This window comes from Sanyastnella coralliicola, from assembly GCF_030845195.1.
Classification (GTDB): domain Bacteria; phylum Bacteroidota; class Bacteroidia; order Flavobacteriales_D; family Sanyastnellaceae; genus Sanyastnella; species Sanyastnella coralliicola.
Genome location: NZ_CP132543.1, coordinates 2,543,980 through 2,563,379, shown reverse-complemented (window position 1 = coordinate 2,563,379; position 19,400 = coordinate 2,543,980). Strand labels below are relative to the sequence as shown.

At 46.8% G+C, this 19,400-nt stretch carries 17 protein-coding genes; 9 read left to right on the top strand and 8 right to left on the bottom strand.

What is annotated here, in order from left to right; genetic code table 11:
- Window positions 1–66: 66 nt before the first annotated feature.
- The gene (locus RA156_RS10670; protein ID WP_306640041.1) at window positions 67–1,305 is read right to left on the bottom strand and encodes an ABC transporter permease; all 1,239 of its coding nucleotides are present in this window, start codon (window positions 1,303–1,305) and stop codon (window positions 67–69) included.
- Window positions 1,306–1,450: 145 nt separating this feature from the next.
- Between RA156_RS10670 and RA156_RS10665 the strand changes: the two genes are divergently transcribed.
- Together RA156_RS10665 and RA156_RS10660 are read left to right on the top strand one after the other, a co-directional pair.
- Window positions 1,451–3,715: an aconitate hydratase gene (locus RA156_RS10665; RefSeq protein ID WP_306640040.1), complete on the top strand. Its 2,265-nt coding sequence runs from the start codon at window positions 1,451–1,453 to the stop codon at window positions 3,713–3,715.
- 119 nt (window positions 3,716–3,834) lie between these two features.
- A complete protein-coding gene (locus RA156_RS10660) occupies window positions 3,835–4,470 on the top strand; it encodes a DUF3575 domain-containing protein (RefSeq protein WP_306640038.1) in 636 nt (211 codons plus the stop codon).
- 50 nt (window positions 4,471–4,520) lie between these two features.
- On the opposite strand, the gene RA156_RS10655 is transcribed toward RA156_RS10660, so the two are convergent.
- The gene (locus tag RA156_RS10655) at window positions 4,521–4,862 is read right to left on the bottom strand and encodes a hypothetical protein (RefSeq protein WP_306640036.1); all 342 of its coding nucleotides are present in this window, start codon (window positions 4,860–4,862) and stop codon (window positions 4,521–4,523) included.
- A gap of 200 nt (window positions 4,863–5,062) precedes the next feature.
- On the opposite strand from RA156_RS10655, the gene pdeM reads away from it, so the two are divergent.
- Window positions 5,063–5,704: a ligase-associated DNA damage response endonuclease PdeM gene (gene pdeM / locus RA156_RS10650; protein WP_306640035.1), complete on the top strand. Its 642-nt coding sequence runs from the start codon at window positions 5,063–5,065 to the stop codon at window positions 5,702–5,704.
- Here the strand turns inward: pdeM and RA156_RS10645 are convergent, their stop codons facing one another.
- The gene (locus RA156_RS10645; RefSeq protein ID WP_306640034.1) at window positions 5,705–6,025 is read right to left on the bottom strand and encodes a toxin-antitoxin system YwqK family antitoxin; all 321 of its coding nucleotides are present in this window, start codon (window positions 6,023–6,025) and stop codon (window positions 5,705–5,707) included.
- A 177-nt stretch (window positions 6,026–6,202) separates the two neighbouring features.
- On the opposite strand from RA156_RS10645, the gene RA156_RS10640 reads away from it, so the two are divergent.
- Genes RA156_RS10640 through RA156_RS10630 form a run of 3 tightly spaced genes read left to right on the top strand, consistent with a single transcriptional unit; the run spans window position 6,203 to window position 8,488 of the window.
- Window positions 6,203–6,739, top strand: a complete 537-nt coding sequence (locus RA156_RS10640) for an RNA polymerase sigma factor (RefSeq protein ID WP_306640033.1) — start codon at window positions 6,203–6,205, stop codon at window positions 6,737–6,739.
- Window positions 6,736–6,999, top strand: coding sequence for a hypothetical protein (locus RA156_RS10635; protein ID WP_306640031.1), 264 nt, complete (start codon window positions 6,736–6,738; stop codon window positions 6,997–6,999). Before RA156_RS10640 ends, RA156_RS10635 begins: the two co-directional genes overlap by 4 nt.
- A 43-nt stretch (window positions 7,000–7,042) precedes the next feature.
- Window positions 7,043–8,488: a S41 family peptidase gene (locus tag RA156_RS10630; RefSeq protein ID WP_306640029.1), complete on the top strand. Its 1,446-nt coding sequence runs from the start codon at window positions 7,043–7,045 to the stop codon at window positions 8,486–8,488.
- Between the two features lie 2 nt (window positions 8,489–8,490).
- Here RA156_RS10630 and RA156_RS10625 read toward each other — a convergent pair whose 3' ends face one another.
- Entirely contained in the window at window positions 8,491–9,006 is a 516-nt protein-coding gene (locus RA156_RS10625) for a hypothetical protein (protein ID WP_306640028.1), read from the bottom strand.
- 92 nt (window positions 9,007–9,098) lie between these two features.
- On the bottom strand, window positions 9,099–10,307 hold the full coding sequence (locus tag RA156_RS10620; RefSeq protein WP_306640027.1) for an exo-beta-N-acetylmuramidase NamZ family protein: 1,209 nt from the start codon (window positions 10,305–10,307) through the stop codon (window positions 9,099–9,101).
- Window positions 10,308–10,400: 93 nt separating this feature from the next.
- Between RA156_RS10620 and RA156_RS10615 the strand changes: the two genes are divergently transcribed.
- Together RA156_RS10615 and RA156_RS10610 are read left to right on the top strand one after the other, a co-directional pair.
- Entirely contained in the window at window positions 10,401–11,909 is a 1,509-nt protein-coding gene (locus RA156_RS10615; RefSeq protein ID WP_306640025.1) for an FtsX-like permease family protein, read from the top strand.
- Between the two features lie 22 nt (window positions 11,910–11,931).
- Window positions 11,932–13,299: a pyridoxal-phosphate dependent enzyme gene (locus RA156_RS10610; RefSeq protein ID WP_306640023.1), complete on the top strand. Its 1,368-nt coding sequence runs from the start codon at window positions 11,932–11,934 to the stop codon at window positions 13,297–13,299.
- 69 nt (window positions 13,300–13,368) lie between these two features.
- On the opposite strand, the gene rocD is transcribed toward RA156_RS10610, so the two are convergent.
- Window positions 13,369–14,652: an ornithine--oxo-acid transaminase gene (gene rocD / locus RA156_RS10605; protein ID WP_306640021.1), complete on the bottom strand. Its 1,284-nt coding sequence runs from the start codon at window positions 14,650–14,652 to the stop codon at window positions 13,369–13,371.
- 137 nt (window positions 14,653–14,789) lie between these two features.
- Here rocD and RA156_RS10600 point away from each other — a divergent pair, with 137 nt between their 5' ends.
- Window positions 14,790–16,229, top strand: coding sequence for an ATP-dependent DNA helicase (locus RA156_RS10600; protein WP_306640020.1), 1,440 nt, complete (start codon window positions 14,790–14,792; stop codon window positions 16,227–16,229).
- A gap of 52 nt (window positions 16,230–16,281) precedes the next feature.
- Here RA156_RS10600 and RA156_RS10595 read toward each other — a convergent pair whose 3' ends face one another.
- Together RA156_RS10595 and RA156_RS10590 are read right to left on the bottom strand one after the other, a co-directional pair.
- Window positions 16,282–18,495 (bottom strand): NADP-dependent isocitrate dehydrogenase, encoded by a 2,214-nt coding sequence (locus RA156_RS10595; protein WP_306640019.1) that lies wholly within the window; start codon window positions 18,493–18,495, stop codon window positions 16,282–16,284.
- Window positions 18,496–18,687: 192 nt separating this feature from the next.
- Window positions 18,688–19,107 carry a nucleoside-diphosphate kinase gene (locus RA156_RS10590; RefSeq protein WP_306640017.1) on the bottom strand — a complete coding sequence of 140 codons (420 nt, stop codon included), beginning with the start codon at window positions 19,105–19,107 and terminating at the stop codon, window positions 18,688–18,690.
- Window positions 19,108–19,400 lie beyond the last annotated feature (293 nt).

Below are 19,400 nucleotides of genomic sequence, written 5' to 3'. Positions count from 1 at the left end.
ATAGGCGATGGGAGTTGTGGTTCACATCCTCAACGCGGGGTTTCTGTAAATATTTTCTGAAGGAGTTTACTCGTAACGAAGCGACTCTATTGGATCGAGCTTCGCAGCCTTGAATGCTGGGAAGATCCCTGAAGCCACACTGGTAATCAAACACATGGTCACACCCACCATAATCCAGTACCATGGAATCACGAATGGAGTATTCATGAAGGAAGCCACGATGTTTCCAACGCCGATACCAAGCAGAATACCCATAATTCCTCCGATCTGGCCAATGACGATGGCCTCAACCAAGAACTGCAGCATAATGGTGCGAGAGTTTGCACCTACTGCTTTCCTGACTCCGATTTCTTTGGTTCGTTCTGTCACAGAAACCAGCATAATGTTCATGAGTCCGATACCTGCTCCGAAGAGGGTGATGAGTCCAATAATTACGGCGGCGTATGACACATAGTCCACACCGTCGGTCATGGTGTCCATCATACCGGAACTCTGTTGCACCTCAAAACTCTGGTCTTCGCCAAGGCGATCGCCACGCACAACTTTCATGACCCCATAGGTCTCGGCAATCACATCGTCCATGTCTTCAACACGATCAACCATGACGCTGATGCTGTAGTTGGTATTAGCCGTTGCGTATTGTTTCTTCAGGTTAGTCAGGGTGATGAAGCACTGGTTGTCTTGAGACATTCCCATGATCTTCCCTTTCTCACTTAATACACCCACCACCCGGTACGGAATAGATCCAATGGATACCACTTTATCGACGGGGTCATCCCAACTATCAAATAGTTTTCCAACCACATCTTTCCCTAAGATCACCAGGTTTTGTGGGGTAGAAAGGTCATTTGCGGTGAAGTTCCTGCCCGAAGAGAGCTCGTAACCTGAATTGTGGAGGTAGTTCTCGTCAATACCGAGCACCTGCACATTGGGGTTCGTTTTCTCGCTCTTGTATTTGATGGTCGCCATTCCTGATCCCATGGCAGAGAGTGAAATGGTGGCGTCAGCATCGAGATCGCGCTTGAATTCTCTTGCTTCGCGATAAGAAATCGGAGGGGTCTGCTTTTCGATGCGTCCCATTCTACGTCCTCGACTGCGTTTGTTTCGAATGCTAAAAGTGTTCGTGCCGACCGAAGAAAACGACTCTGTAATGCTGCCTTTCAACGATTCAGTAGCCGTTACCATGGCAATGAGAGCCATGATACCCAAAGCAATGATGGATACCGTTAGAATGGTACGCAACAATTGACTTCGGATAGCCCGAAGAGAGACTTTGATGTTCTCAGCGATCGTTGATCGAGTCATGTTTCAAATGTAGTATAAGCACGCTAGCGCGGAAGGATGAATTTCCGCGAACGGAAGACCTTGATGGCGTACGGTATCCTTGCGGCAAATTCTTATCTTTGCGCCCCTGTTACAAATGTTCTTATAATAATTCAATCCCGCCTCTATGGTATTTGATATCGAAATGATCAAAGAGGTTTACGCAAAAATGCCAGAGCGTATCGCGAAAGCGCGCCAAGTTGCAGGTAAACCACTTAGTCTAGCTGAAAAGATCCTTTACAGCCACCTTTGGGACGCTACTCCAGAAACTCCTTACGATCGTGGTAAAAGCTACGTTGACTTTGCACCTGACCGTGTTGCTATGCAAGATGCAACGGCACAGATGGCCCTATTGCAGTTCATGCAAGCAGGAAAGGCAAAAGTAGCTGTACCTTCAACTGTTCACTGTGATCACTTGATCCAGGCACGTATCGGAGCTGGAAAAGATCTTCAAGAATCGATCAATAAGAACAACGAGGTATTCAACTTCCTTCAATCAGTATCGAACAAGTACGGTATCGGATTCTGGAAGCCAGGTGCAGGTATCATCCACCAAGTAGTTCTTGAGAACTATGCATTCCCGGGTGGAATGATGATCGGAACCGATTCTCACACAGTAAACGCTGGTGGACTCGGAATGGTAGCTATCGGTGTTGGTGGAGCTGACGCGGTAGACGTAATGGCAGGAATGCCTTGGGAGCTGAAATTCCCGAAACTGATTGGTGTGAAGCTAACCGGACGTATGAACGGTTGGACAAGCGCTAAAGATGTGATCTTGAAAGTAGCTGGTATCCTCACTGTGAAAGGTGGTACGGGTGCGATCGTAGAATACTTCGGCCCTGGAGCTGAATCTATCAGCTGTACTGGTAAAGGTACTATCTGTAACATGGGTGCTGAGATCGGTGCTACAACTTCAACATTTGGATACGACGAAAGCATGGCACGATACCTACGTGCTACAGGTCGTGCAGAAGTCGCTGATCTAGCCAACGGAGTAAAAGAACATTTGACAGCTGATCCAGAGGTATATGCTAACCCTGAGCAGTACTTCGATCAGGTAATCGAAATCAACCTTGACGAACTCGAACCACACTTGAACGGACCATTCTCTCCAGACATCGCAACTCCAATCTCTAAGATGGGTGAGGTAGCTGAAGCGAACGGATGGCCATTGAAGGTAGAAGTTGGATTGATCGGGTCTTGTACTAACTCAAGCTACGAGGATATCTCTCGTTCGGCGAGCATCGCGAAGCAAGCGGCTGATATGAACATCAAGCCGAAGGCGAAATTCACGATCACTCCGGGATCAGAGCAAGTACGTTACACGATCGAGCGTGACGGATTCATCAAGATCTTTGATGAGATCGGTGCCTCAGTATTCGCTAATGCTTGTGGACCATGTATCGGTCAGTGGGCACGTGAAGGAGCTGAGAAGAAAGAAAAGAACACCATCGTTCACTCGTTTAACCGAAACTTCGCAAAACGAGCTGATGGTAACCCAAATACACATGCATTCGTTGGTTCTCCTGAATTGGTGACTGCAATCGCTATCGCGGGAACGCTTGGTTTCAACCCAATGAAAGACAAGCTGGTGAGCGAAAGCGGTGAAGAAGTGATGCTTGCTGAGCCTACAGGTGAAGAGCTTCCTTCAAAAGGATTTGACGTAGAAGATGCAGGATACCTTGCACCGGCTGCTGACGGTTCTGGTGTTGAAGTGGTTGTAAAAGACGGAAGTGAACGTCTAGAGCTATTGACTCCATTCGCACCATGGGATGGTGAGAACATCATGGGGGCGAAGCTACTAATCAAGGCCTTCGGAAAATGTACTACTGACCACATCTCTATGGCAGGTCCTTGGCTACGTTACCGTGGTCACCTTGACAACATCTCAAACAACACGCTAACTGGAGCAATCAACGCTTACAACCAGGAAACAAACAACGTGAAGAGCCAAATTGATGGTACTTACGGGGAAGTTCCTGCTGTACAACGTGGCTACAAAGCCGCAGGCGTTCCAACGGTAGTTGTAGGAGACAGTAACTACGGAGAAGGTTCAAGCCGTGAGCACGCAGCGATGCAACCACGTCACCTTGGAGTACGCGTAGTTCTTGTGAAATCATTCGCTCGTATTCACGAAACGAACTTGAAGAAGCAAGGAATGCTCGGAATCACTTTCGATAACGAAGCAGATTACGATAAGATCCAAGAAGACGATACGTTCAACTTTGTAGACTTGAAAGACTTTGCTCCTGGTAAGCAAATCACTATCGAGCTCGTACACAAAGACGGAAGCACGGATACAATTAAGACAAACCACACTTACAACGCTCAGCAAATTGAGTGGTTTAAGGCAGGTTCAGCATTGAACTTGATCAAACAAGAACAAGCGTAAGGATTCGTCCTTAACCCTGATATTCAAAAGGCCTCGATACAATATCGAGGCCTTTTTTATGCTTTGGCAAGGAGTTTGCCGCCTTTGCAGTTATCGAAAACATTATAACTTCGACAACTATGAAGAAACTACTTCTCATTATGTGTGTGATGGTACTAGGTCTGCCATCGTTTGCACAATCAGAAACTGACGACTCACCAAAGAATGTGGTGAAACTAAACTTCGACGGTATTTTCGATTCACGCTACCAGTTCGGTTACGAGCGCGTTCTCGGGAAATACACCACCGTAAATTTGAACGTTGGAGGAATTTTCGATGTATACAAGCGAGAAACGGGAGGAGGTCAATACCTCGATGAACGTAATAAAACCGGTTTCGTTATTGTACCCGAATTCCGTGTTTACATGAGTGAATTCACGAGCGATAAAACGCCAGCCGGATTCTTCTTCAGCGCATTCTCCAAGTATCGTACGGAGAATGAAGACCGCAACTTCAACAATGAATTTGAATTGACAGAAGAAAAATGGGATCGTGACTACATCGGAGTAGGTCTACTCGCCGGCTTCCAGATGTTGACCTCATTCGGTTTGGGTTTTGAAGCCTACGTTGGTCCTGAGTATCGCTATTCATTCATTGACTATACCCGAACTCAGACGCTGATAGCCAACGGCACAAATGCGAGTAACTATGACGAGTCTACTATCGAACAAGAGACCGTCCCATTCGCAGGGGTGAGTATCTCGTATGGGTTCTAATACCAGAAAAAGATTGAATTGTAAAGCCCCGCATTTGCGGGGCTTTTTACTTAAATATCTTGGCTTCTGAAGGTGAATCGCATATGATGCACTTCACCATTCGTGCCTTCGAAGTTCATTGACTCCAGCTTCTGAACAACATATTGCTCAAAGGCTTCGTTGCTGGCATTCGTCTCGAGGATGCTGATCAAACCACATGGCTCGATCCGGAAGCTGACAAGTACGAATTCAACATCATTCGAATGTTGGATCGCTCCCGGGTAGCTGATCGCGCGGGAGATCTCTTTTCTGACCTCCGCGTTAGTTGAAAACGGTTCCCCTCCGGCAAAGGCTGTTGATGAGGCCAATGTCATGCTGAGGAGTAAAGTGAAAGAACAAATCAATCGGTTCACTTGAGTAGTGTTTTAATTTTTCGCCGCAAAGGTCCGACCTCTCTTGAGATAAACGGGTTAAAGCCATGTGAAAGAATTGTTGTGGAAGAGCCAAAATGAGTTAACAGAAAGTTCAGATTATACCCTTGGATTAGAGCATTGAACCCATTGGCTTGGATGGTGGATGATATTCGGGTAATATTACCCCCTCGCAATGATTTATGCAGTTCAATCCAATTCCAAATATCACCTTCGAACTACTTCCAGAGAAAGCCATTCTTTGGGGAGATGAAAAGACCCTCATCGTCAGCGATCTCCACATTGGAAAGGGGGGGCATTTCCGCAGAAATGGAATTGCGATGCCGCAAGAAACGAACACTGAAATCTTATGGACCCTCTCAGGGTTACTTTCAGATAAAAAGCCTGAACGCCTTTTATTGTTGGGTGATCTTTTTCACTCCACATACAACCAAGACTGGGAGCATTTCGCGGATATGCTAGCGAACTTCAATGATCTTCATGTGGAGCTGGTTCGAGGGAACCACGATATCATTCCAGAACACCATTTTGAACGAAGCGGAATCAAATGTTTTGATGATAAAGTGGAACAAGGAATTCACTTCACCCATGAGCCCATCGAAGATGAGAATGCACGTAAGGGTTACAACCTATGCGGACATATCCATCCTGCTGTAAGACTGCGGGGAGCTGCTCGACAGTACCTTCGCTTACCGTGTTTTTGGTTTGCTAAAGAAATGGGGGTGATGCCGGCTTTCGGATACTTCACAGGAACGCATTGCATTCGCCCGGCTAAACATGATAAGGTCTTCGCTATCGCGGAAGACCAAGTAATGGAAGTATAATTAAGGGCTTACTACTTCTTCTTTGATTAAGACACCTTTGCGATAGTGATATAGCTTGATCTTTTCGCCTTTTTCGTTGCAGTCGTAATGAGTTCCTTCTTCACGGCCCTTCTCATAGTACTCCCATGATTTCATATTGCCGTTTTCCCAGTAGTAAATCCATTCGCCGTGCTCTACACCACGTTTGTAGTGGCCGACGTAATCAAGGTTCCCATTGTCGTAAAAGAGTTCTTCTTTCACACGATCATGGAACTCACCAACGGTGTACACAACCACATACGGTTGTCCGTTGTCATGAGTACGTACTACATGTCTCTGCATTGAGCCTTGCTGGAAACTGAGAGGGCTCAGAAGAAACATTCCTATGATAAGGTGGCGATACATAGCTGTTCTTTACTCCTCATAAATACGGCAACCAAGGAGGGTGGTTACATTTTCCTTAGCTTATGGAAACGAAATAGGAACAATCCTACGTTGGGGTAAGGAATAGCTGACGACTTGAATCCAAAAGAAATAGAGTTGATTGTCCTCGCACAGCGGGATCCAAGGGCATTTGGGCCTTTGTATGAGATGCACTTCGATGCCATCTTCGGATTCATCCGTCTTCGTGTTCCAGACGCTCCAACAGCCGGAGATCTTACGAGTCAAACTTTCCTTAAAGCCATGTCTCACATCAGGAAGTTCGAGATCAGAGGTATTGCCTTTCGTTCTTGGTTGTTCCGCATTGCCTTAAATGAGGTAAATGGATGGTGGCGAAAGCAGAAGAAAGTGAAAGAACTGAGCATCTCAAGCGATCAATTAAGGTCTTTAGTTGATAAAACAGAAGAGTACCTTGAAGATGATCGTCTTGAACGACTAATTATTCAATTGAATGACCTCCCTGAAGCTCACTTGGCCTTGATGGAATTGCGATTCTTCGAAGGCAGAAGTTTCAAGGAATTGTCAGAGATCTTAGGGATCACCGAAAACGCAGCGAAAATGAGGGTTTCACGCATTGTGAGTACCTTGCGAACAGCGATGGGGGTAGAGAAATGAGGAAGTATAAGTTAGATAACGAAGCAAAACAGGACGAAGATCCTTCGAAGTACAAAGACTTCGGAAAGCTGGTGACTAACTACGAGTCTACCCTGAAGCGCGTGCACAAAAAACCGCTTTACAAAGACCCAAAGGCATTCCTAGCGTTACTTGTGTTCATTTTGATCTTGATTCTTGTCCTCAAGTCTGATGAGGAATCTACTCCACCAGAACCTACTCAACAAGAGGAACCTTTACCTGATAATTCGGGTAACCCTTAAGGGTATACTACGTATTTAATAAGCAAAACCGCTAACTCTCGTGTTGAGATTTGTATTGACATGCGCCCTCTCTACCGCTTGTTTCCTGACTTTTGGTCAGGGAGATATTTGGCATGAAAATGCGCTTCCTAGTGAGGCCTTCGCTGCCGATATGGAGGTGTTGGAGGAGTTCCTGATTCAGAATCACGGCGGTTTTGATCAATACACTTCCGCTCAAACCAAGCAGTCATTGCTTGACGGAATGCAATCAGATAAGGAGGTAGTCAGCCTCGCTGAAGCATACCGGAAGATGGCGGTCTACATCGATAAAATTCACGACGGACATACCTGGATCATGCCGAGCGAAATGCAAAGTGAATACTTACTCGCAACGCAGAAATTCATGCCATTCACAGTGAAAGTGACCGGAAGAGGAATGTTCGTGGAACAGAATTTCAGTGATTGCTATGATCTCGAAGAAGGCACCGAACTCGTTGCCATCAATGGCCTACCGATTCGAAAAGTAGTCAATGAACTCATGCCGTATTTCACCGCAGATGGCTATTCACTCAATGGTAAATTAGGTGGAATGGAAGGCCAATTCTGGTGGTACTACGCCTTGCATTTCGGATTCCATGAATCACATATCGTTGAGTACAAAGGAAAAACCGGTGCCGAACGTGCTCTCGTTCCTTCGATCTACATGAACGACCTCATCAACGATGCTTCAGAGATCTATTGCCGTTATTCATACGATGAAGACGCGCCTATGACCTTTGAAATTGATCAGAACATTGGTGTCATCACCGTTTCTAGCTTCAATGGGTGGAGCTTGAGAAAGTACAAAGCGACTTTATTGAATGCATTGAATGAAATGGAAGCACAAGGGTGCGAGGAACTCATCATAGACGTCAGAGGAAACGGAGGCGGACGGGAAGGAGTAGAGAATCTCCTACTGTCTTGCATTGAAAACTCAATGGATGCCAAGTACGACAAAGTCGTAATCCGTTCCCCACAAGCCGATGATTACGAGTACATCGATCATGCTTTCGCAAAGCGAATGGAGGATTTGGTTTACCGTCTTGTTGAATTCCGAAAAGACGAAGAAGGAGAATGGCAACGAAGAAACCGATTCTCACGCACTTTCGTGGAGCCAGAAAATAGATTCGAAGGACAAGTAACGGTCCTCATTGACCGCAACGTTTTCTCTGGAGCTGCTGAATTTGCTGCGCTCGCAAAAACTTATGGTACAAACTGTACCCTCATCGGCGAAGAAACGTGCGGCGGTTATCAAGGACACACTTCGGGCTACTACTATGACCTAGTGCTACCGAACACAGGGTTCATCGTGCATGTGCCTAGAATCTGGTTCGATCTGAACGTAGAAGGAACACACAACGGAGGTGTACTTCCTGATGTACAATTGTATCAAGTTCCATTTACCGACAGCAAAGATGTTGTCATGGAATTCGCGCTAACGCGGAAGAAAGAATGGCTCAGTGAAGAGTAGCCTTACTGGATCGTCACGTTAAAGCTACCGCTGAACGGGATGTCAAATCCAACGGTATCCGTTCCAATAGTTTCACGCAAAATCATTTCAAATGCCACTGACTCACGTCCACCTAGAAAGGCTGGATTGAAGTTTACTACTCCATTTGTACATACGTAAGTACGGTACGGAAGAAGCTGGCTATTCTGATCGATTTCCTCTACAAGATTGAAAACAGTGTCTGCAGGAATGAACTGCACTACTTGATCAACGCTATCTGTTCCAAGCGTAATCGCTAACGTGTGCGGCTGTGTTTGTCCTTCAAGACGGATGTCTGCAGTGAGGTAGTAACGACGAGATAGGAAGTTGTCTTCATCCGGCTGCACGTATTCAGCTAACTGAAGCGGGTAGGCAGTTCCTTGCCAGCTCACGCTTCCGCATTCACACATGTAAACTGGATTTACGAATTCCTCATTCTTAGCACATCCAAGTGCTCCGATGATGATAGTAAGAAGTCCTAAGAATAATACGCGTTTCATATCCCAACGTTTTCCGAGCGGTGAAAATACAGAATAATACGCTACCCTGCACTTCGCTAGCGCGGAATCGGATGTCATTCGGGAATTGCTGATCAGTATCCAGCGTACAACAAATAGGGCTTTCGTTGTTCCATAAAGGCTTCTAGTCCCGGTTTCCAGCTTGCGCGAATCTCGGATTCCGAAGCGCCATCTGAAATCATTTGACGTAACGAACCAGTACCAGCTAGCTTGTCAAAGAACTTCGGACTGGTGTAGAATTCTCCACCGACATCAAACGACTCGTACATCGCCATAAACCAGCCTAAGTAGAGCTGTTTGTTCGCTTGGAAATAGAAGCTCCCGAACTCTTTTAAGTTTTGACCATAACAGGTCTCACCTTCGTGTTTCGGATGTAGTGATTTGCCAGGCATGCTTTCAGGAGTGAAGGCTAGCGAACCGTACTTGTGATCAGGGTGTCCATAGATCTCAAAAGGTTGTTCAGTTCCTCTTCCGATGCTGATGATGGTAGGTTCGAAAAGACAAAGCGAGGGGTAGAGGTAGACCGCCTCCATGCTCTGAAGATTCGGACTCGGAGCAACTGGTAATTCGTACAAATCACTCTTTCGGTAATTCGAACAACTGATGACCGTGAGGTCGCATTGAATGCCATTTGCCAACCATCCTTCACCGTTGATCATGCGCGCTAATTCTCCAAGCGTCATGCCGTGAACGATCGGAATGGGGTGCATTCCAACAAAGCTTTCATACCCTTCTTCAAGCACAGGGCCGTCTACATAAAAGCCATTCGGATTCGGGCGGTCAAGCACAATAACAGGGATGTCCGCTTCGGCGCTAGCCTCCATGACATAATGCATGGTAGACAAATAGGTGTAGAACCGGGCTCCTACATCTTGCATGTCAAAAATCATGACGTCAACGCCTTCAAGCATAGCTTTCGTAGGCTTTTTCGTCTTTCCGTACAGCGAATAAATAGTCAACCCAGTGGAAGGATCTTTTCCATTTTCCACCTTTTCTCCATTGGCGGCATCACCTCTAAAACCATGCTCAGGAGCATATACCGCATGAATTGAAACTCCTTTTCCGAGCAGTTCGTCCACCAAATGTGCCTCACCTATGATGGAAGTATGGTTAGCCACGATGCCTACGTTCTTGTTCTCAAGAAGCGGTAAGTAGCGATCAAACTGGGATGCACCGGTTTTAATCTCGGCGTTAAGCTTGAGGTCATTCATCTTGGCTTCGGTCATTTCAACTTGACCGCAAGCGATGATGGGAAGGAAGAATAGAATGAGCAGTGTGCGCATAGCCGACTAAGTTCAATAATTGTTCCAAGACTTCACGCTCAATTTGCACACGTATTGCTAACAGAAGTCGGACTTTTAAGCATCTTTGTGCGTATGATCATTCGTTTCATCGCATCTCGTATGTCTGGCGCCGGAGGAGGCAAACTCTCCAAACCCGTGGTGGTTATCGCTACGGCAGGGGTGGCCATCGGGGTGGCGTTGATGATCATTTCAGTGGCTATTGTTACTGGTTTTCAGCAAGAAGTGCGTGATAAAGTGGTGGGCTTTGGTGCCCATTTTCAGATCGTAAATACCCAACAGACTTTCAATAAGGAAAGCTCTCGCGTAGCCATTGATCAAGAGTTTTATCCAACGCTTCAAGAAACTCCTGGAATCCGCCATATTCAGATTTTCGCCACCAAGCCGGGAATCATGGAGACCAAAAGTGACCTCCAAGGTTGTGTGATTAAGGGAATTGGTGAAGACTTCGACTGGAGCTTTTTCCAAGACAAAATCGAAGAAGGTGATTCGTTGAGAACGGCAGGCAGTGATCCCTCACCTGATCTGATGATCTCGCGATGGACTGCCAAGCGCATGAAGATTGGGCTTGGAGACAAAGTCACGCTCTATTTCGTCTTAGACGACGGAGATATTCGACCGAGGAACTTCAATGTGACGACCATCTACAGCACCGGTTTGAAGGAGTTTGACGAGGAGTTCGTCTTTGTAGATATCGCTCATCTTCAGCGAATCAATAAATGGGGGATCGAAGCACAAATCTTAGTTCAAGATTCGTGTTACGAAGGAACCATTGGCCTTGAGGGATTAGGTTTCGGCGGCAAGTCTGACCTCACTTTCCGTTGGCCGGGAACAGATCTAGAAGGCAGAGGTCCGCACCGTGTGGAGGTGACAGGTGACACGACCTTTATGGTGGTGGTTGAAGATCGCAATCGATCGCTTCCTGATACAGCTTGGGCTTCTATTCAATTCGCTAGCGCGGAAAATGTGCCGTGCGTATACACGACAGAAACAAGAACTTCTGGAGGTAGCTGGGATAAGTATGCTGGCGGTTTCGAAGTCTTGATTGATGATTACGACGATCTCAGAGCTTTTGATGATGAGGTGTTCTACATGGTGCCTTACTACATGCAGGTACAGAATGTGGCAGATCGCAATCCAGAAATCTTCTCCTGGCTCGAGATGCTCGATTTAAACGTTGACCTCATTATCTACATGATGATTTTCATCGCGGTAGTGAACATGACTTCAGCCTTGCTCATCATCATTTTAGAGCGGACGAACATGATTGGTATGCTCAAGGCATTTGGAATGAAAGACCGTGAAGTGGTCTTTGTTTTCGTTCGCCACGCAGCGCGAATCATCGGTCTAGGAATGCTCATCGGGAACCTTCTTGGCTTTGGGTTGGCCTACTTCCAATTGACCACTGGTGCGATTGCTCTGAACCCTGAAAGCTACTACGTAGATTATGTTCCAATTAAGTTTGATTGGATGTACTTGCTGCAGATAGAACTCGTGACCTTTGTGATCTGCGTACTATTTATGTTGCTTCCAGCACTCTATGTTGCGAAGATCACTCCAGTGAAAGCTATTCGCTTCGACTAGTAATTTCTACCTTTGCCGCGCTATGAGCAAGCGCGTATACAACAACATTATCGAAGCCATTGGTGATACGCCAATGATCCGATTGAACGAAATCGCCAAAGACATCCCTGCGAAAGTCTTTGCGAAGGTGGAATACTTCAACCCTGGAAACTCGGTTAAAGACCGCATGGCCCTCAAGATGATTGAGGACGCTGAGAAGAGCGGTGCACTGAAACCAGGAGGCACAGTGATTGAATGTACTTCTGGTAACACAGGAATGGGATTGGCCCTAGCCTGTGTGGTAAAAGGCTACAAGTTGATCTGTACTTCCAACGATAAGCAGTCAAAAGAGAAATTTGACGTGCTAAGAGCAATGGGAGCTCAGGTGTTCGTTTGCCCTACGAACGTTGCTCCGGACCACCCGGATAGCTACTACTCTGTAGCAGAGCGCTTGCACAAAGAGACGCCAAACAGTATCTGGTGTAACCAGTACGACAACCTTTCAAACCGCACAGCTCACTACGAGTCAACAGGACCGGAAATCTGGGAACAGACGGAAGGGAAAATCACCCACTTCGTAGTTGGTGTTGGTACAGGGGGAACGATCTCAGGTTGTGCTAAGTTCTTGAAAGAGAAAAACCCGAACATCAAGATTTGGGGAATCGATACCTACGGTTCAGTATTCAAGAAATACCACGAGACTGGCGAGTTCGATGAAAAAGAGATCTACCCATATATCACTGAAGGAATTGGAGAAGACATCCTACCAAAGAATGTTGACTTCTCATTGATCGATAAATTCGAAAAGGTAACCGACAAAGATGGAGCCCTTGCTACACGTGAGCTTGCGCGTAAAGAAGGACTCTTCCTTGGATACTCTTGTGGATCTGCGTTCCAGGGGATTCGTCAGCTGAAAGATGAGTTGACTGAAGACGACGTAGTAGTGGTTCTATTCCACGATCACGGTTCACGCTACGTAGGTAAAGTGTACAACGACGACTGGATGCGAGATCGCGGATTCATGAATGATGAAGTGAAGACAGCGAAAGACCTGATCGCTAAACACCGTGACCTTCCGTTGATGATGTGTTACGAAGGAGAGGTGATGGAAAACGTTGCTCGCAAAATGCGTCAGTACAAGATCAGCCAAATGCCAGTGATCCTTGAAGGCAAGATGGTAGGCTCGGTAGATGATCGCCAGTTATTCGAGGCGATTGTAGATGATCCAAAGATGCTACTTGAACCAGTGAGCAAGGTCATGGGAGCTCCATTCCCAGTAGTTGATGAAAACGCTACGATTGACTCGATCTCACAAATGATCGGTAAAGACAACTCGGCGGTTTTGGTAAGCCTGGAAGACGGAGGACATCACATCATTACTCGCCACGACTTGATCGACGCGATCAGCTAAGAAGAAAATTGAATGAAATAAAAAGGGACACCCTCGGGCGTCCCTTTTTTATGTCTTTATGTTTCAAGCTTACTTCTTGAACTCGAGGATTGTCTTGCGAATGATCGCCACACATTCCATCAATTGCTCTTCTGTCATCACCAAAGGAGGTGCGAATCGGATGATGTTTCCGTGGGTTGGCTTCGCGAGAAGTCCGTTGTCTTTCAGCGCTACACAAATGTCCCAAGCTGTTGAGCTCTCTGGTGTATCGTTAATAACAACCGCATTGAGAAGACCACGACCACGAACGAGTGTTACTAGGTCAGAGTCATTGCTCAACTTCTCCATTTCAGCGCGGAAGATGTTTCCGAGTTTACGTGCGTTCTGAGCAAGTTTCTCGTCTTTTACTACTTCCAAAGCTGCCATAGCTACCTCTCCAGCTATTGGATTCCCACCGAAGGTAGATCCGTGCTCTCCTGGTTTGATAACCATCATGATTTCGTCGTCTGCAAGAACGGCTGATACTGGGTAGCATCCACCTGAGATTGCTTTTCCGAGGATTAGGATATCAGGGCGTGTATATGTTGCTTGGCGTTCGCAGGCTGCTTCACACGTACAGTTTCCACAAACTGCAAGTAGAGCACCTGTGCGGGCAATTCCGGTTTGAATTTCGTCAGCAATGAAGAGAACGTTCTTCGCACGACAAAGCTTCGCTACTTCAGGGATGTATGAATCATCTGGAGTATTCACTCCAGCTTCTCCTTGAATAGGCTCAACCATGAATCCAACTACGTTTGGATCTTCCAATGCTGTAGCTAACGCCGCAGTATCGTTATAAGGAATGATCTCAAAACCAGGTGTGTATGGTCCAAATCCTCCGCGAGAATCTGGGTCTGTTGAGAACGAAATGATCGTTGTTGTTCTTCCGTGGAAGTTCTCAGAAGCCACCAAGATTTTCGCCTTGTCTGCTTCAACTCCTTTCTTCTCGTAACCCCACTTGCGACAAACCTTGATCGCCGTCTCTACTGCTTCCGCTCCTGAGTTCATCGGCAGCACCTTCTCGAATCCGAAGTATTCAGTGACGTACTTCTCGTACTTACCAAGAACGCTGTTGTAGAATGCACGTGAAGTCAATGCCAGTTTCTGCGCTTGAGCTGTCATTGCTCCTACGATTCTTGGGTGACCATGTCCTTGGTTCACAGCTGAATAAGCTGAAAGGAAATCGTAATACTTCTTTCCTTCAAGATCCCATACAAATACACCCTCTCCACGATCAAGAACTACGGGTAGCGGGTGATAGTTGTGTGCACCATGCTTGTTCTCGAGTTCCATTGCCTGTTCGGAAGTCAGGCGCGTTTCCATCACTTCTGCCATTGTTAGTCGTTTTTGGGTGATTATTTGATTCCCGACAAAGCTACGAATTCGCGCTTGGTCCGCCATTCAGCTTTCGTCAATAACTTCCCTTCCTACCACTGGTTCGGGCTGATTCCTTGCCCTACATTTGCTAGTCCATGAAGCAAGATGATGTAGAACTGCGCCAACGGCTAATGACGGCCTTTCCTTATGAACCGACCCTCGGTCAGGCGCATCTGCTGCATGCTTTTTCCAAGTTTCTTTACTCTGACAAACCACGATGCGCACTGCTCATCAAAGGTTATGCAGGTACCGGTAAGACGACCATCACCGGTACCATAGTGAAGGTGCTTCGTGACCTGAGACGCAAGACGGTACTCATGGCGCCTACAGGTCGTGCTGCAAAAGTGCTCGCATCATTTTCAGAGCACCCAGCTTACACCATTCATCGAACGATCTATGTCAAGCGAGGCGGTGGGGGGTCAGGTATTTCTTTTTCGCTAGCGCCGAATCGCAGAAAGAACGCCGTGTTCATCGTTGATGAGGCCTCGATGATTGGCGAATCTACTGGGATGCAAGGTGGTCAGTTCGAATACCGTGATTTGATGGAAGACCTCATGGAGTATGTCTTCAGCGGTGAAAATTGTCGTTTGATTCTAATTGGTGATAGCGCTCAGCTCCCTCCGGTCGGAAGCGATGATTCCCCTGCGCTGCGACTAGACTACCTGCGAGGGAACTACCACCTCACCGTAGCAGAGATGGAATTGAACGAAGTCGTCCGCCAAGAGCTTGATTCAGGAATCCTTTTCAATGCCAATACTCTTCGGGTGCAGTTGCAACAGGGACAGGAAGGATTCCCTCAATTGTACAGTGAGAATTTTCCAGACTTAATTCGCCTCGGAGGATATGACCTTCAAGAGACATTGGAGTCACTCTACAGTAAGTACACTGAAGAAGGAGTCATCGTTGTGACACGTTCCAACAAGCGAGCAAATCAATTCAATCAGCAGATCCGTCAACGCATCCTTTGGCGCGAAGATGAGATTGCTGCGGGTGATATGCTCATGGTAGTGAAGAACAACTACCACTGGTTGGAAGAGTTCAAAGACGCTCCAACCTCATTCATTGCTAATGGAGATAGCCTCGAGGTATTGAAGATTGTAGGATATACTGATCGCTACGGAGCGCGCTTTGCTGATGTGTCGGTCCGATTAATCGATTACCCGGATTTTCCCCCTTTCGAGGTTAAGATCATGCTAGACATTCTGATGCTCGAACAGGCCAGCATGAGCTTCGGAGATTCGAAGATTCTCTATGAGACCATTGCTCTTGATTACGTGCACTTAGGAACGAAACGTGCCATTCACGAGGCAGTGATGAAAGACCCTTTCTACAACGCCCTTCAAGTGAAGTTTGCCTATGCGGTCACTTGCCACAAGTCTCAAGGTGGACAATGGCCAGCGGTGATCGTTGATCAAGGCTACTTAACCGAAGAAATGTTGGATGTTTCGTTGCTTCGCTGGTTCTATACCGCCTTTACCCGTGCACAGTCTGAGCTCTATCTGCTGAATTTCACAGACGCCTTTTTCGCCGATTAGGCATAAAAAAAGCCGACTCAAAAGCCGGCTTTCTTTCTGATATCATTTTCGATTAGAACTGATCTACAAGCTCATTGAGCGTAGTAGAAGGACGCATCACTTTACCAGCGAGGTCGTCGTTCATGTAGTAGTACCCACCAATTTCAGCAGGTGCTCCTTGAACATCATTCAATTCTGCAACGATCTTCTCTTCTTGAGCTGCCATAGAAGCTGCCAAAGGAGCAAAGATTGACTTGAGTTCTTCGTTTTCATCTTGCGCTGCAAGAGCCTGTGCCCAGTACATAGCCAAGTAGAAGTGAGAACCACGGTTATCAATTCCCCCGAGACGTCGCGTTGGACTCTTGTCGTTTTCTAGGAATAGAGAAGTCGCGTCATCAAGGGTCTTTGAAAGTACTGCAGCTTTGTTGTTGCCATCCTTTTCAGCGAAGTGCTCTAGGCTTACTCCCAGTGCAAGGAATTCACCTAAGCTATCCCAACGCAGGTAGTTTTGTGAAGTAAGCTGTTGAACGTGCTTAGGCGCAGATCCTCCAGCTCCTGTTTCGAACAAACCACCACCGTTCATCAACGGAACAATCGAAAGCATCTTAGCAGACGTACCCACCTCAAGAATAGGGAAGAGGTCAGTCAAGTAATCACGAAGTACGTTCCCTGTTACCGAGATAGTGTCTTGACCTTTGGCAATGCGTTCCAAGCTGAACTTCGTTGCCGCTTCTGGAGCCATAATGTGGATCTCCAATCCGTTAGTGTCAAATCCTGGGAGGTATGCATCTACCTTCTTGATCAACTCTGCGTCGTGTGCGCGGTTTTTGTCTAGCCAGAAAACAGCAGGTGATCCTGTGGCACGTGCACGACGAATGGCAAGACCTACCCAATCCTTGATCGGAGCATCCTTCACCTGGCACATGCGGAAGATATCTCCCACGCCTACTTCTTGTTCTAGAAGTACGTTTCCATCAGCAATAACTTGAACTTTACCTGCGGCAGACATCTGGAATGTCTTGTCGTGGGAACCGTATTCTTCGGCTTTCTGAGCCATAAGACCAACGTTGCTCACGCTTCCCATGGTTGTTGGGTCAAGTGCTCCGTTTTCTTTACAGAAATCGATCGTCGCCTGGTAAACGCTAGAGTAAGAACGGTCTGGAATTACTGCCTTCGCATCTTGCGTGTTTCCGTCTTTGTCCCACATCATTCCCGAGTTGCGAATCATCGCAGGCATCGAAGCATCGATAATCACGTCACTAGGTACATGCAGGTTGGTAATACCTTTATCAGAGTTTACCATGGCAAGGTCTGGCCCTTCGGCGATAGCCTTAGCCAACGCAGCTTCAATTTCTTCTTTCTTATCAGCAGAAAGCTCACCGAGCTTAGCGTAAACATCACCAAGTCCGTTGCGGACATCCACTCCAATCTGCTCGAATTCGTTTGCGTACGCATCGAAGACATCTTTAAAGAATACTTCAACCGCTGCTCCGAAGATGATCGGGTCACTGACCTTCATCATGGTCGCTTTCATGTGTAGCGAGAACAAGATGCCTTGAGCTTTCGCATCTTCCACCTGAGCGGCAAGGAATGAACGAAGTTCGCTCATGCTCATGCGCGCAGAGTCAATGATCTCACCTGCCTGAAGTGCTATTCCTGACTTCAATGTTTTTGATGAGCCATCCGCTCCTTGGAATACGATATCTGCTGATGTAGCATTCGAGATGGTGGTACTTGTTTCAGAACCGTAGAAATCTCCACCGCTCATACTAGCCACGTGCGCTTTGCTGTCGCTCGACCATGCTCCCATTGAGTGTGGGTGCTTGCGTGCATAGTTCTTTACCGCCTTCGGTGCACGACGATCGCTGTTTCCTTCACGAAGGACAGGGTTCACAGCTGAACCTTTGATCTTATCGTAGCGAGCCTTGATGGCTTTTTCATCATCGTTTTCTGGTTCTTCCGGATAATCAGGAAGTGCGTACCCTGCTTGTTGCAGTTCCGCGATTGCGGCTTTCAACTGGGGAATAGAAGCACTGATATTAGGAAGCTTGATAATATTCGCTTCTGGCTGTTTTGCTAATTCACCGAGTTCAGCCAAAGCATCACCGATGCGCTGGTTGTCATTCAGAAAATCAGGAAAATTCGCAAGGATGCGGCCTGCCAATGAGATGTCGCGAGTTTCAACATCGATTCCTGCTTTCGCTGTGAAAGCTTTGACCATTGGCAAAAAGCTATAAGTCGCAAGAGCCGGTGCCTCATCGGTCTTGGTGTAAATTATTTTGGACATAGTAAGGGTTCAGTTTCCCCAAAACGGGAGCACAAATATACACTTCCCAGCGGCATAATCCGCTGAATTGTATGAATGTTAGCAAAGTTGAGAAAGAGTAAGTGTAAAAACAACACTTACTTCATGTAATCAAGTATTCCTAAACAAAAACACCCCGCCAAAGGCGAGGTGCTCTCAATGCAATACGGTCAATTATACTTCTTCGCGCTTGCTGAAGAAGAATGAGCCTTCAATCGCTGCGTTCTCATCGCTATCAGACCCGTGAACCGCGTTTGCCGCGATTGACTTTGCGAAGTCGCGACGGATAGTTCCTTCTGCTGCTTCTTCTGGGTTAGTAGCTCCGATCAACGTGCGGAAGTCGGCAACTGCGTTGTCTTTTTCTAGGATCGCTGCAACGATAGGACCAGACGTCATGTACTCTACCAATTCACCAAAGAACGGACGCTCTTTGTGGATCGCGTAGAATGCCTCAGCGTCTGCCTGAGTCAAGCGAGTCAATTTCATTGCGCGGATTTCAAATCCAGCACCGATAATACGGTCGATGATCTTTCCAGTGTTACCTGCGCCAGTAGCGTCAGGCTTGATCATAGTGAATGTCTTGTTAGTAGCCATGATATTGGGGCGTTTGCTAAAATCGGCGCAAAAGTACGTATTAATTCTCGATTCAATCAGCAGAACGCTGAACTGAGATAAAAAGAACCGGAACGAGTGTGAGGTGTTCACCACTCTCTCCCAATGGTGACCTTTGTCATATAGCCACAGACCTCAACTGTCTCGTTCCGGCAAAACACTAGCATTCGTAATCCTGCTCGCTTGCAGGGTACATTCTTTTGACGCGAAATAATTAGGGGGGTCACATCTGGGGGGTATTTTTTTCATAATCCTCCTGAAACTCTTGATTGTGA